The sequence below is a fragment of the Aliiroseovarius sp. CAU 1755 genome (genome assembly GCF_054482655.1).
In genome coordinates, this window is the sequence record NZ_JBTLRH010000001.1 from 1,040,858 (window position 1) to 1,055,021 (window position 14,164).

Annotated in this window: 14 protein-coding genes; 11 read left to right on the forward strand and 3 right to left on the reverse strand. The window is 59.7% G+C overall.

All coding sequences use genetic code 11. From position 1 onward, the window contains the following. Positions 1-12: 12 nt before the first annotated feature. Both ACXYMP_RS05175 and ACXYMP_RS05180 read right to left on the reverse strand, forming a co-directional pair. A complete protein-coding gene (locus ACXYMP_RS05175; RefSeq protein ID WP_298567863.1) occupies positions 13-777 on the reverse strand; it encodes a 3-keto-5-aminohexanoate cleavage protein in 765 nt (254 codons plus the stop codon). Beyond that, a complete protein-coding gene (locus ACXYMP_RS05180; RefSeq protein ID WP_458904746.1) occupies positions 774-2,093 on the reverse strand; it encodes an aspartate aminotransferase family protein in 1,320 nt (439 codons plus the stop codon). The genes ACXYMP_RS05175 and ACXYMP_RS05180 overlap by 4 nt, the downstream gene beginning before the upstream one ends. Positions 2,094-2,193: 100 nt before the next feature. Between ACXYMP_RS05180 and ACXYMP_RS05185 the strand changes: the two genes are divergently transcribed. From ACXYMP_RS05185 to ACXYMP_RS05215, 7 genes are all read left to right on the forward strand, one after another. Then, positions 2,194-3,057: a MurR/RpiR family transcriptional regulator gene (locus ACXYMP_RS05185; protein WP_298567859.1), complete on the forward strand. Its 864-nt coding sequence runs from the start codon at positions 2,194-2,196 to the stop codon at positions 3,055-3,057. Positions 3,058-3,088: 31 nt separating this feature from the next. After that, a complete protein-coding gene (locus ACXYMP_RS05190) occupies positions 3,089-4,057 on the forward strand; it encodes a TAXI family TRAP transporter solute-binding subunit (protein ID WP_298567857.1) in 969 nt (322 codons plus the stop codon). Between the two features lie 130 nt (positions 4,058-4,187). Beyond that, entirely contained in the window at positions 4,188-6,800 is a 2,613-nt protein-coding gene (locus ACXYMP_RS05195; RefSeq protein ID WP_458904749.1) for a TRAP transporter permease, read from the forward strand. After that, complete coding sequence (locus tag ACXYMP_RS05200; protein WP_298567853.1) at positions 6,797-7,231, forward strand: universal stress protein; 435 nt, start codon at positions 6,797-6,799, stop codon at positions 7,229-7,231. The genes ACXYMP_RS05195 and ACXYMP_RS05200 overlap by 4 nt, the downstream gene beginning before the upstream one ends. A 21-nt stretch (positions 7,232-7,252) precedes the next feature. After that, the gene (locus ACXYMP_RS05205; protein WP_458904751.1) at positions 7,253-7,606 is read left to right on the forward strand and encodes a hypothetical protein; all 354 of its coding nucleotides are present in this window, start codon (positions 7,253-7,255) and stop codon (positions 7,604-7,606) included. 79 nt (positions 7,607-7,685) lie between these two features. Then, positions 7,686-8,891 carry an AMP-binding protein gene (locus ACXYMP_RS05210; protein ID WP_458904753.1) on the forward strand — a complete coding sequence of 402 codons (1,206 nt, stop codon included), beginning with the start codon at positions 7,686-7,688 and terminating at the stop codon, positions 8,889-8,891. Continuing rightward, positions 8,888-10,003, forward strand: a complete 1,116-nt coding sequence (locus ACXYMP_RS05215; protein ID WP_458904755.1) for a thiolase family protein — start codon at positions 8,888-8,890, stop codon at positions 10,001-10,003. Before ACXYMP_RS05210 ends, ACXYMP_RS05215 begins: the two co-directional genes overlap by 4 nt. An 8-nt stretch (positions 10,004-10,011) precedes the next feature. Here ACXYMP_RS05215 and ACXYMP_RS05220 read toward each other — a convergent pair whose 3' ends face one another. Next, on the reverse strand, positions 10,012-10,689 hold the full coding sequence (locus tag ACXYMP_RS05220) for a nitroreductase (RefSeq protein WP_458904757.1): 678 nt from the start codon (positions 10,687-10,689) through the stop codon (positions 10,012-10,014). A 55-nt stretch (positions 10,690-10,744) separates the two neighbouring features. Here ACXYMP_RS05220 and ACXYMP_RS05225 point away from each other — a divergent pair, with 55 nt between their 5' ends. From ACXYMP_RS05225 to ACXYMP_RS05240, 4 genes are all read left to right on the forward strand, one after another. After that, entirely contained in the window at positions 10,745-10,870 is a 126-nt protein-coding gene (locus ACXYMP_RS05225; protein ID WP_298567846.1) for a hypothetical protein, read from the forward strand. Between the two features lie 316 nt (positions 10,871-11,186). Beyond that, positions 11,187-13,157: an acetate--CoA ligase gene (gene acs, locus ACXYMP_RS05230; RefSeq protein ID WP_458904759.1), complete on the forward strand. Its 1,971-nt coding sequence runs from the start codon at positions 11,187-11,189 to the stop codon at positions 13,155-13,157. After that, positions 13,157-13,840, forward strand: a complete 684-nt coding sequence (locus tag ACXYMP_RS05235; protein ID WP_298568818.1) for an adenylate kinase — start codon at positions 13,157-13,159, stop codon at positions 13,838-13,840. Before acs ends, ACXYMP_RS05235 begins: the two co-directional genes overlap by 1 nt. 63 nt (positions 13,841-13,903) lie before the next feature. After that, on the forward strand, positions 13,904-14,164 hold the full coding sequence (locus tag ACXYMP_RS05240; RefSeq protein WP_298567842.1) for a DUF4212 domain-containing protein: 261 nt from the start codon (positions 13,904-13,906) through the stop codon (positions 14,162-14,164).

The window sequence follows — 14,164 nt, forward strand, 5'->3', positions numbered from 1 at the left end:
ACGGGTCCTGATCTAGCGTTTGATCCGTTCCGCGACACATGCGACCCGTTCGGCATTATCACGCGCGATGCGGCCATCGGGGTGGGTGCGTGCGTTTTCGAACCCGACACGGCATTTGCCGCCGAGCTTTGCGGCCCGCACAAGGGCTGCGGTTTCGTTCTGCCCAAAGGCACAGACCGCCCAGTCAGGCGTCAATGCCGCCTCGGTCATCCAGTTCAGAAAGGGATCCAGATCGCCCGGGTCCGAGTTCTGGTCGGCCGCGTATCGGCCCAGCACGAACAGCAATTGCAAATCGGGCGCGGCCAGCAGATCAGCCGGCAAGACGCGTGCCAGAAGGGCTGCATCGTCGGTGTCATAAAGGATGTGCTGGATCGCGATCCCCTGCGCGGCGCAATCTTCATAAAAGGCGCGCGTGACATCCAGCGGATCACGGCACAATTCGCGCACAGAGGCTGAGACCAGCGTCGCACCAGAGGTCAGCGCGATCTTTCGCTGGTGCGGTGGGTCATAGATCCCAACCGCCTCGGTGGTGATCTGCACGGCCATATCGGGCACGCGGGCGGACAGCGCGGCCACGGCGTCGCGATAGGCGCTTGCGTCCAGCAGGTGCCCACCGCCTGCATCGCGCAAGTGCAGGTGAAGCCCATCCGCACCCGCCGCCTGACAGGCCGCAGCGCAGTCCACGATCTCGGTCAGGGTCATGGGCAGGGCCGGGTGGTCGGCCTTGGTCAATCTGGCCCCGTTCGGGGCGACCATGAGCGACGGAAGCGGGGTCATAGCACCTCGGCGAAGGATTTGGACAGTTTGTCGACCAGTTCTCCGATCTGGTCCTCGGTGATGATGAAGGGTGGCGCCAGCAACACGTGGTCGCCGCGCTGTCCGTCAATTGTGCCCGCCATCGGATAGCAGATCAGCCCGTTCGCCATCGCTGCGGCTTTGACCTTGGCGGCAATGCGCTTGTCGGGGTCAAAGGGGGTCTTGGTCTCTCGATCCTGCACGATCTCCAGCCCGCGAAACATGCCGCGCCCACGGATGTCGCCGATATGGGGATGCTGACCAAAGGCGTCGGTCAGGGCGGTCATCAAGGTCTCGCCCATCTGGGCGGATCGCACGACCAGACCGCCTTCGGTTAGCTTTTTCACCACCGCGTCACCTGCCGCACAGGCAACGGGGTGACCGACATAGGTATGGCCGTGCTGGAAGAAGCCGCTGCCGTGTTCGATCGCCTCATAGATCTGCGCCGAACATAGCATCGCGCCGATGGGTTGATACCCAGCCCCCAACCCCTTCGCGATTGTGATCAGGTCGGGCCTGACGCCATCCTGTTCGCAGGCAAACAACGTGCCGGTGCGCCCCATGCCGCACATGACCTCGTCCAAAATCAGCAAAATGCCGTATTGGTCACAGATCTCGCGGATGCGTTTGAAATAGCCCGGCACCGCCGGCACCGCGCCCGTCGTCGCGCCCACAACCGGTTCCGCAATAAAGGCGATGACGGTTTCGGGACCCTGACGCAGCAATTCAGCCTCAAGCTCGTTTGCGGCGCGCAGGCCATAGTCCTCTTGTGTTTCACCGTCCTTGCGCAGGCGGTATTCATAACAGGGCGAGATGTGAGAGGCCGACACCATCACTGGCGAAAATGGTTCGCGCCGCCATTCATTACCGCCCGTGCCAAGCGCGCCCAGCGTGTTGCCGTGATAGCTTTGCTTGCGCGAAATGAACTTGGTGCGCTTGGGCTGGCCTGTTTCGATCATGTATTGCCGGGACAGCTTCAGCGCGCTTTCAACCGCCTCGGATCCGCCCGAAACGAAATAGACCCGGTCGATTCCGTCTGGTGCATGGGCAATCAGGCGATCGGCAAGCCGCTCTGCGGGCGCCGAGGACAGAAATCCCGTATGCGCGAATGCCAGCTTATCGACCTGCGTCTTGACCGCTTGGATCACGTCAGGGTCAGAGTGACCCAGGCACGAAACGGCCGCGCCGCCGGATCCATCAAGGTATTTTTTGCCTTCTGTATCAATAAGGTATATGCCATCCCCATGGTCTGCAATCGGTGGCATGACTTTGCTGTGTCTGGGAAAAACGTGCGACATGGAATCCTCCCGCAATTCAATGGTATTGAAACAAACCAGACAGCAATTGACAATCCATGAAACAAAGAGAACACTGAAATTGTCCAACCAGGGGGACTTCGTGAAGAAGAGCTTCGAAAAGAGGCTGGCGTTGGCCTATGCAGATTTGAGCGGTGCCCTGAAAGGGGCTGCCGATTTTCTGGTTGCCAACCCATTGGATGTCGTCACCCGCCCGCTGCGCACGGTATCACGCAACAGTGGCGTTTCGCCCGCTGCGTTTTCGCGTTTGGCTAAAGCGTTGGGTTATGAAGATTTCGAAGCCTTGCGGGAAGAGATGCGCGACAAGATCGACCGCCGGGTCAACAACTTTGCCACGCGCGCCGAGCAGCTTCAAAAACAGCACGAATACGGCGCGGACCGGTTTGTGGATCTTCACCTGGACGCCTGCCAAAGCAACCTCAGGCAGACTGTTGCCGCCTTGGACCATGCCGAACTTGAGCGGACCGTCGAAGAACTGGCCGGCGCGCGCAAGGTGCTTTTGCTCGGCGCACTTGGATCGACCGGGGTGATCGAATATCTGTCTTATATGGCGAACTTTTGTGCTGACAATTGGGTGCTTGCCAACCGGATGGGGGCGTCTTTGGGGGGCGCGTTGACCGGGCTGGACCAGCGTGACGTGCTTTTGATCGTAACCAAACCGCCCTTCGCATCGAATGTAATCAAGGCCGCCAAGCTGGCACAGCAGCTCGATGTTTTTGTGGTGGTGATCACAGATTCGCACATGTGTCCGGCGCTTGAATTTGCATCGGCGGCGTTTGTCGTGCCGACCGAGAGCCCCCAATTTTTCTCATCCTATGTGGCAACGCTTTTCTTGATCGAAACGATCATTGGAATGGTTGTCGGGCGGTCCGGCGCTTTGGCGCAGGAACGTATCGCAGAAGTCGAGCTGCGCAATCGGCAGATGGCCGAAGTGTGGTCCGAATAGAAAAAGAACATCAACACAAGGGAGTATTATGATGTTGAACAAGTTTAAACTAACCCTAGCAGGGATTGCCGCCACCGCGGTGCTCGCCCCAGCCGCAATGGCCGAGGAGTTCATCACCATCGGCACCGGTGGGGTGACGGGGGTCTATTACCCGACCGGCGGCGCGATTTGCCGTCTGGTAAACAAGGGCCGCAAGGATCACGGTGTGCGCTGCTCGGTCGAGTCGACTGGCGGTTCGGTCTACAACATCAACACCATTCGCGAAGGCGAGCTGGAGTTTGGTGTGGCCCAGTCCGACTGGCAGTATCACGCCTATAACGGCACCTCGAAGTTCGAAGATGCAGGGCCCTTCGAAGGTCTGCGCGCCGTCTTTTCGGTGCACCCTGAGCCGTTCACCGTCGTGGCCCGCGCAGATAGCGGCATCAAGACATTCGAGGACCTGAAGGGCAAGCGCGTCAACATCGGCAACCCCGGATCGGGTCAGCGCGGCACGATGGAAGTGCTGCTGGCCGCCCTTGGCTGGACCTCGGGCGATTTCGCCCTTGCGACCGAGCTGAAAGCGTCCGAACAGTCGGCTGCTTTGTGTGACAACCAGATCGATGCGATGGTTTACACCGTCGGTCACCCCTCGGGGTCGATTCAGGAAGCCACCACCGCGTGCGATTCCGTTCTGGTCGAAGTGTCGGGCGACGTGGTGAACAAGCTGGTCGAAGAAAACTCGTTCTACCGGACTGCCACCATCCCCGGCGGCATGTATCGCGGCAATGACGCGGACACGATGACCTTCGGTGTGGGCGCTACGTTTGTCAGCTCGGACCAAGTGTCGGAAGATGCCGTTTATGCCGTCGTTTCCTCGGTCTTTGAAAACTTCGAGGACTTCAAGGGATTGCACCCTGCGTTCGCCAATCTTGACCCGAAGGAAATGGCCTCGGCTGGTCTGTCCGCTCCGCTGCACCCTGGTGCTGCGAAGTATTACAAAGAAAAAGGCCTGATCGAGTAAGCGCCTTCAGGCACATCTTTGCTCGGGGGCGGTGCGCCGCCCCTGAGTGTTCGACCCGGCGCAAAGACCGGGCGTGTTAACAACCAACGAACCAATGCGGGCTGCCGCTTCACAGCCAAGGGAGAGACAGATGTCAACGACGCAAGAAAGAGCGCTTAGCGAAGCGGAGCTTCAGGAGCTTGTCGCCGCCAGTGATACAGGTGCCCGAAACCCCCATGGTCCCGTTGGGCTGATGATTGCAGCCATCGCGCTGCTTTGGTCGGTTTTTCAGGTGCTTTTGGCCTCTCCGGTTGCGCCCTATGTTCTGCCGGGTGATCTGATCAATAACTCGCGCCAGATCCATCTGGCGTTTGCGATCTTCCTGGCCGCGATGGCCTACCCGTTGTTCAAGTCCAGCCCACGCAATTACATCCCTTGGTATGACTGGATCTTCGGTGTCGGGGGAGCGATCCTCGCCATGTATGGCTATTTCTTTTACGAAAAGATCGTCGCCAATGGCGGTCTTGCGGACGACACCGATGCGATGATCTCGCTGGTCGCGCTGGGCTTTCTGTTCCTTGCCGCTTACCGCACGCTGGGCCCCGTCATGGTTGCCCTTGCCGTGGTCTTTCTTTTCTACGTTTTCTTTGGGTCATCCGAAGTTGTGCCCGACCAGATCCGCTGGGCAGGGGCAAGCTTGCGCAAAGCGATGAGCCATATGTGGATCACCTCTGAAGGTGTCTTTGGCATCGCGCTGGGCGTGTCCACCAAATTCGTCTTCCTGTTCGTGTTGTTTGGCGCGCTGCTCGACCGGGCAGGCGCAGGCAACTATTTCATCAAGATGGCGTTTGGCGCGCTGGGTCACCTGCGTGGTGGTCCCGCGAAAGCCGCCGTTGTCGGTTCGGCCGCCACTGGCCTGATTTCAGGTTCGTCGATTGCCAACGTCGTCACCACCGGCACGTTCACCATTCCGCTGATGAAGCGCGTTGGCTTCTCGGCTGAAAAGGCTGGCGCGGTCGAGGTTGCCTCGTCCGTCAATGGTCAGATCATGCCACCCGTTATGGGGGCCGCGGCCTTCCTGATGGTGGAATATGTGGGCATTTCCTATGTCGAGGTGATCACCCACGCCTTCCTGCCCGCGATCATTTCCTACATCGCGCTGGTCTACATCGTGCACCTCGAGGCGGTGAAAACTCGCATGCCGACCATCGGCAACAAGGTGGTGTCGATGGGCCGGACAATCGGCGGCATGTTCGCCTTCTTCGCAGGCTTCGCCCTTTTGTGCTATGCCACACAATATCCCGTCGGCTGGATCACGTCGCTGTTCCCGTCCGGGTCGGGATGGGTGCTTTCGCTCCTGCTTTTTGCAATCTATGTCGCCCTGATCTATCTGGCCGCACAAGTGCCCGATCTGGAAGCTGATGACGCCAATGCGGATGTGGTCGAGCTGCCCGACGTGGCCAAGATCTATAAGTCGGGGCTTTACTACATGCTGCCGATTATCGTTTTGGTCTACTTCCTGATGATCGAACGCAAATCACCCGGCCTGTCTGCCTTCTGGGCGACGTTCCTGCTGTTTGGCATCTTGCTGACGCAGAAGTCTCTGAAAGCGGTTTTCCGTGGCGAAACCAACGCGATTGCGAAATTGCACGAGGGCGTGAAAGACCTGATCGACGGAATGATCGACGGCGCGCGCAACATGATCGGCATTGGTCTGGCGACAGCCACCGCCGGGATCATCGTGGGCACGGTTTCGCTGACCGGGATCGGGCAGGTCATGGCCGATTTCGTCGAGTTTCTGTCGGGCGGCAATTTGATCCTGATGCTGGTCTTCGTGGCGATCCTGTCGCTGATCCTAGGGATGGGCCTGCCAACGACGGCGAACTATATCGTGGTATCCTCGCTGATGGTGTCGGTTGTGGTCGAACTGGGCGCGCAGTCCGGGCTGGTCGTGCCGCTGATCGCGGTGCACCTCTTTGTGTTCTACTTCGGGATCATGGCGGATGTGACGCCCCCTGTGGGGCTGGCCAGTTTCGCGGCTGCCGCTGTGTCGGGTGGTGACGCGATCCGCACCGGGTTCACGGCGTTCTTCTATAGCCTCAGAACCGTGGCGCTGCCGTTTGTGTTCATCTTCAACACCGACCTTTTGCTGATCGACGTGACGGTGACGCAAGGCATTATCGTCTTCATTGTCTCGACCATCGGCATCCTTGTCTTTACGGCTGGCACGATGGGGTGGTTCCTGACCAAATCCCGCATCTGGGAAACGGTTGCACTGTTGGTGATTGCCTTCGCGCTGTTCCGTCCGGGCTTCTTCATGAACCAGATCCAGCCGCCATTTGCGGAAATCCCGCCCGCCCAGTTTGCCACCGCGCTTGAGGAAGCATCACCGGGTGATCAACTTCGCGCCGTCATCCGCGGCCCAGACTTTGATACGCTGGAAAGCAAGGACCTGACGGTTGTGTTCGACGTGCCAGAAGGTGCCGATGTTCAGGCCCGCTTGGACAGCCTTGGCGTCATGCTCGTGCCTGAAGGGGAAACCATCAAACTGGACGAGCCGATGTTCGGCACCTTCCTGTCTGACAAGCTGTCGACCTTTGATTTCTATGGTGACGAACCCGTGCAGATCGCGACGGTGCAGGCCCCGTCCAATCAACTGCCGAAAGAGCTTATCTTTATTCCAGCGCTGTTGCTGCTGGCCTTTGTGGCCTTCTTGCAATCGCGCCGCGCAGAAGATGAAACACCGCAAGGAGAACTGGCATGACAAAGACAATCCTTTGTGCCGTCGACATCAACCGTCCTGACGAAGAAAAACAGGTGCTGACCACTGCGGCCAAACTGGCCAAGGTGGATGACGCCCAGCTTGACGTGATCACTGTCGTGCCGGATTTTGGGATGACCGTCGTGGGGGCCTATTTCCAAGACCACCACGTGGATAGCGCCAAGAACCACGCGGGCGATCTTCTGAAGGAGATGACGAAAAAGACTTTGGGGGCGGAACAGGATGCAAAAGTGCGTCACATCGTGGCGATGGGCAGCGTCTACGAAGAAGTGCTGCGCGCCGCCAAGCTGGGCAAATCTGACCTGATCGTCATCGGCGCGCATCGCCCGGATCTGAAGGACTATCTGCTTGGTCCGAACGCCGCCCGCGTCGTCCGCCATTCGCATTGTTCTGTCTACGTCGTGCGTCCTTAGCGCCATTCGACGCCCGATCCGGTGACGCTGTCGCCTTGCCGGATCGGTGATGCGTTCAAGGGCCAAGACCAATTGCGCTTGATTGGCGTCACCGTGCTGCAATCGGGTTTGGCGCGGGCTTTCAATGCGCGAAACAGTCAAGTCCAACCCGGCGATGGCGAGCAGAAATGGGGCTGGGATGTTGAAATATTGATCTCGCCCAGCAGGGCGAGGGCTCAAACAGAACCTGCTCATTCGCGTCGGCGGCCGTCCTGTGATTGCCTGATGACGCAAGCGGGCGAACACATCATCGCTGAACACCGCATCTATAATGCCGCGCCTGAAGGCAGCGATGCGATGTTTTTCGTCACCACCAGCGAACAGTGCCTGCGTTGACCTGTAAGGACGCAAAAGCCTGTTGGGCTGGCGCCATCCGTCGTTATAGTGCGAGCTGAACAGACGGTAAGGAACGGTCGTGACCGCAGACCATTTTCGACGCAACAGCGAAAGCAAGGTTACCGTGCCGGGGGCTGACAAGTCTGCGAAAGGCGCAGCGGCGGCGCTGGGCATGGCTGCGCTGCGCAACGCTCTGGCCGACGGGGCTAGCTTGCGGGTCACGCCGTCGGGTGGTTTTGCCACTGCACCTGAACTGTCAACCGGCCAAGGCCAGTGGCTTTTGGTGCAAAGCGCCGGATCGACGGGCGCGGCGAAGACCATTCGCCGCCATCCGGCCTCGTGGATCGCGAGCTTCGATGTGACGATTGATCAGTTCGCGGTCGGTGCCGCGACACCTTATGCGGTGCTGGGAGCCCTGGGGCATTCGCTGACGCTCTATGCAGTGCTCGAAGCTTTGCATCTAGGCGCTGACCTGACGGTGCTGACGGGGCTGACGCCGCGCGCGCAAGCTCGTCAGATCGGAGAAAACCGGGTTCAGGTTCTGTATGCCACGCCCACCCAGCTGCGGTTGCTTTGCGATGCTGCAGATCGACCGCTGACGACGTTGCGCTGGCTGTTTTGTGGCGGTGGCAAGCTGGATTCCCCCACTCGCGCGCGCCTCGATGACCTTTTTCCGAATGCTGAGCTGCGAGAGTTCTTTGGCGCCTCGGAAACCAGCTTTATCACCCTCAGTCACCCTGACACGCCGGAAGGGTCAGTCGGTCGCGCCTATCCTGGGGTTACACTGGCAGTGCGTGATGGCAGCGGGCAGGAAACATGCGGGCCCGGCGAAATCTGGGTCAATAGCCCGTATCTGTTTGACAGCTATGCAGAGGGCGGATGCGCCGATACCTTGTGGCAAGACGGCTATTTGTCGATTGGCGAAATGGGGCTGTTGGACGATCGCGGCAATCTGACCGTCTTGGGGCGCAAGAACCGCATGATCACGGTGTCTGACCAAAATGTCTTTCCCGAGGCGGTCGAGGCCTTGATCATGGCGACGGGAGATGTTGGAAAATTCGCAGCAATACCCGTCAAAGACCCCAGACGAGGGCATTCTATTGTCGGAATAGTGGAAGGCCCAACAAACCTGACCCTGGCCCAATCGCTGCTAAAATCCTGTCGCGATGGCTTGGGGCCACACGCCACGCCGCGCCGCATTGTATTCGTCGATGACATGCCGCTTCTTGCGGCCGGAAAGCCGGACTTGCTGGCACTTCAGCGTATGCTGGAGACCGCGATATGAGCGATGCGCATATCATCGCCGCCCGTCGTTCAGCCGTGATGCCACATGACGGGGCCTTCGCGACGCTCGATATCCATGACCTTGCGGCCCCCGTGATCAGCGCGTTGCTTGAGGATGCAGGCCTTGCACCTGATGAGGTGGGCGAGCTGATCCTATCCAACGCATTGGGCGCCGGGGGGAACCCTGCTCGCATCGCGAGTCTGGCTGCAGGGTTGCCGATGCGTGTCGCCGGGCTGTCGATTGATCGGCAGTGCTGTGGCGGCCTTGATGCGCTGATGCTGGCCCGCGCGATGGTGTCTTCCGGCCTTCATGATGTCGTAGTGGCGGGCGGGGCGGAAAGCTATTCGCGTCGTCCCGTGCGGGCGCACCGTCGCGCAGGCGACACGCCACCCCAACCCTATGAGCAGGCGCGGTTCACGCCGTGGCCCGACCGCGACCCGGACATGGCCGAGGCAGCAGACCAACTGGCCCGTGCGCTGGGATATTCCCGCCAGATGCAGGATGACTGGGCGGTGGAAAGCCACGCCAAGGCCCGCGCCGCGCAGCGCTTGGACCAAGGTAAGGAAATCGTCACGATTGCTGGCCATTCACGTGACGGTTTTACACGTCGCCTGACACCTGCGTTATGTGCACGTGCGCCGTCCGTGACCGGCGACATAACGGCGGCAAACATGGCAGTCGCGGCGGATGGGGCTGCGTTCTGTCTGGTGGTGTCTGACAAAGTTGCGCAACGCCATGCTCGATCGGTGGTGCGCATCCTGTCCGGCGCGACATTGGGCGGTGATCCCTGCTTGCCGGGTTTGGCGCCGGTCGCGGCAATCGATGCGGCCTTGGCAAAAGCAGGCCAAAGCCCGTCAACATTGTCGACAGCTGAGATCATGGAAGCCTTCGCCGTTCAGGCCGTGGCGTGCCAACAAGGTGCAGGGATTGCGCGGGGCATTGTGAACCCTGCGGGAGGGGCGTTGGCGCGCGGCCACCCCATTGGCGCTTCGGGTGCCGTTCTTGCAGTGCGCTTGTTTCACGAGTTGCGCGACAAAGGTGGCACCGGCGTCGCGGCGATCGCGGCTGCGGGCGGGCTTGGCACGGCTTTGGTGATGCGCGCGGATGACTGATCGGTCGGTCAGTCGAAGCCGTGAAAGCTGGTAAATGTCTCCAGATCGGCACGCGCGGTTCTGAATTGGTTTTCCGGAGCAGCTTGGTCTGCCACCCCAACTGCGATACCGCAAACGACCATTTCGTCGTCCGGCAGGCCCAGGTGTTGGTGAACCTCTGGGCCGTAATTTGCCAGTGCCCCGATCCCCGTCGCCCCATAGCCTTGGTCCTCGGCGGAGAGCAGGAAAGACATCAGCGACATTCCAAGATCCATAAAGCAGCCCTTGCCCATGTCCCGTTGGATGGTCACGACCACCCCGACGGGCGCGTCGAAAAACGCATAGTTGCGGGCAAACTGGGCGCGCCGCCCAGCCACGTCGCGCCGCCCGATGCCCAATGCCTGATAGAGCGCATAGCCTGCCGCCCGCTGCCGGGCCTTCAACTCCGTCGGCATGGGGGTCGGGAAATAGGAATACTCTGCCCGGTGCGGCGTGCCCTGTTCCTGTGCCTCGTGCAGGGCTGCGACCAAGCTGCCAAGCGCTGGACCCGTCAGGACATGAAACTGCCCCGGTTGCAAATTCGCACCGCTTGGCGCGCGCCGGGCTGCCTGGCACATATGTTCCAATGCCGCGCGCGGCACGGGAGCTGCGGTGAAGGCGCGGGTTGAGCGGCGCGATTGAAGCAGAGTGTCAATTGATCCGGGCATGGTGCACCTGTGGTTTGGCCTTCGGCTTTGGTAGTTGATCCCCGGACGATGGTCCATGACCGCCGCTGAACGCAAGGGAAACGGCAGTGGCAAGACGCTGGTGGGGCGGGTGTGCCGCGCTCTCGCAATGGTGGAATTGACCTTTGGGAAGGTCGTGGCAAATGCAAAGATTCTCTGCTGAGCGCGGGAAACAGCGGTGTGTCATGCCCGTCGCGGGCGGTCGCGAAAGAATGTTAGCGAAAAACCTGTAAAAGCTTTACAAATGATATGCGCGACACTTCACAGGCAAATACAAGCATTTCTATAGAAAAAAGCCCTAAACAGTAAAAAATTTACAAAACCCTGTGCTGCGAGTTAAATAAATTAACAGAAAAACTGTTGTTTCTCGGCTGTTTATCCCACTATTTTCAGCCACGGTGGGGATCGGGTTGTCAAACGTCCTTTCCATCACCTGTCGCGCCATGCGCGATCCGGAGGATTTATTTGGAGGACCTTGCATGTCGTTGGAAAACACGGCCGATAAAACTTACGCCCCATCTGCGGAGTTTGTCGCGAACGCTCATATTGATGCTGCGAAATACAAAGAGATGTATGCCGCTTCGGTGAATGACCCAGAAGCGTTCTGGTCCGATCAGATGACGCGCCTGACGTGGTCAAAGACGCCCACCAAGATCAAGAACACGACGTTCAAACACCCGGACGTGTCGATCAAGTGGTTCGAAGATGGCGAACTGAACGTCTCGGAAAACTGTATCGACCGCCACCTTGAGACTCGTGGCGATCAGGTCGCGATCATCTGGGAATCCGATGATCCCAACCTCGACAAGAAAATCACCTATCGCGAGCTGCACGAAAACGTGTCGAAGCTGGCCAACGTAATGAAGGGCATGGGCGTCAAGAAAGGCGATCGTGTTATTCTTTATCTTCCGATGATCCCAGAGGCCGCGTATTCGATGCTGGCCTGTGCGCGTATCGGCGCGATCCACTCGATCGTCTTTGCCGGGTTCTCGCCCGAAGCTTTGGCGGCACGCGTTGCGGGTTGCGAGGCTTCTCTGGTCATCACAGCGGACGAAGCGCCGCGAGGCGGGCGTAACACGCCCCTGAAAACCAATGTGGATGCGGCGCTGGATCATGGTGATCTTGGCAAGACGCCAGTTCTGGTGGTCGAGCGCACGGGTGGCGATGTGCCCATGGTGGCTGGTCGCGATCACTCCTACACCGCGGCGATGGCAGGTGCGTCTGCTGATTGCCCCGCCGAGCAGATGAATTCGGAAGACCCGCTGTTCATCCTGTATACGTCGGGCTCGACGGGCCAGCCGAAGGGTGTTGAGCACTGTTCAGGCGGCTATCTGCTGTATGCGGCGATGACCCATGAGTATGTGTTCGATTATCACGAAGGCGATGTCTATTGGTGCACGGCTGACGTGGGCTGGGTCACAGGCCACAGCTATATCGTCTATGGCCCCTTGGCCAACGGTGCGACCACGGTAATGTTCGAAGGTGTGCCGACCTATCCGGATGCGGGCCGGTTCTGGGCCGTGTGCGAAAAACACAAGGTCAACCAGTTCTACACCGCGCCCACCGCGATCCGTGCCCTGATGGCCCGCGGCGAGGAGTTCGTCACCAAGTATGATCTGAGCGACCTGAAAGTGCTGGGCACCGTGGGCGAGCCGATCAACCCGGAAGCGTGGAATTGGTATAACGACGTTGTCGGCAAGGGAAAATGCCCGATCGTCGACACGTGGTGGCAGACGGAAACTGGTGGTCACCTGCTGACCCCGCTGCCCGGCGCGACCGCAACCAAACCCGGTTCGGCCACCACGCCGTTCTTTGGTGTGCAGCCCGTCATTCTTGAACCCACCACGGGCGAAGAAATTCACGAGACCGAAGCCGAAGGCGTTCTGTGCATGAAAGACAGCTGGCCCGGCCAGATGCGCACGATTTTCGGTGATCACGACCGCTTCGTGGCCACCTATTTTTCGGACTACAAAGGCTATTACTTCACCGGTGACGGCTGTCGCCGTGACGCGGATGGCTATTACTGGATCACTGGTCGTGTGGACGACGTGATCAACGTATCGGGTCACCGCATGGGCACTGCCGAGGTTGAAAGCGCACTTGTCGCCCACGCCAAAGTGTCCGAGGCCGCCGTGGTTGGCTTCCCCCATGACATCAAAGGGCAGGGCATCTATTGCTACGTCACTCTGATGGACGGCGAGGAATATACCGACGAGTTGAAGACCGAGCTTCGCAACTGGGTCCGTCAGGAAATTGGCCCGATTGCCAGCCCTGATCACATCCAGTGGGCGCCGGGCTTGCCGAAAACCCGTTCGGGCAAGATCATGCGCCGCATCCTACGTAAGATCGCCGAAGATGACTTTGGCGCGCTGGGCGATACCTCGACTTTGGCCGACCCGTCAGTGGTGGACGATCTGATCGACAACCGTTTGAAAAAGGGTGACGCATGATGGACGGCGCAACGAAAACCGCCGCGCCCGTCCTGATCCTGCTTGGTCCTCCGGGGGCTGGAAAAGGCACCCAGGCACGGATGCTGGAAGACAAGTTTGGCCTTGTTCAACTGTCCACCGGCGACCTTTTGCGGGCTGCGGTTGCGGCTGGCACCGACGCTGGCAAGGCTGCGAAAGCAGTGATGGAGGCGGGCGGTCTGGTCTCTGACGACATCGTCATCGCGATCCTGCGCGACCGGCTTGCGGACGCTGACTGCGCCAAGGGCGTGATCCTTGACGGGTTCCCGCGCACCACCGGTCAGGCCAAGGCGCTGGATGCGCTGCTGGAAGAAAGCGGACAGCGGATCAACGCCGCGATCAGCCTTGATGTGGATGACGCCGCGATGGTAGCCCGCATTTCGGGCCGCTACACCTGTGGTGGTTGCGGTGAAGGCTATCACGACCAGTTCAAGCAGCCCGCCAAGGATGGCGTCTGCGACAAATGCGGCGGCACGGACATGAAGCGCCGCGCCGACGACAACGCCGAAACCGTGGGCAGCCGGCTAGAGGCTTACCACGCACAAACGGCACCGCTCATTGCCTACTACGAGGGCAAGGGCAACCTGCAAAACGTCGATGCCATGAAAGACATCGGCGCGATTGCAGGTGCACTGGATGCAATTGTTAAAGACGCGATTGCATAAGACACGGAAAGGCAGGGTCGCACGAGCGGCCTTGTTGGAGGAACGTCAGAGGGAGGAGGCTTCATGGCCGACAACTCATCCAAAAGCGCGTATTGGTCAGCCAACGTGCGCATCATTTTGATCAGCCTGGTTATCTGGGCGATCGTTTCATTCGGGTTCGGCATTCTGCTGCGCCCTATGCTGTCGGGCATCGCCGTAGGCGGTTCCGATCTGGGCTTCTGGTTTGCCCAGCAGGGTTCAATCATCGTCTTCCTGGCGCTGATTTTCAACTACGCCTGGCGCATGAACAAGCTCGACCGCGAACACGGCGTCGACGAAGAGTAA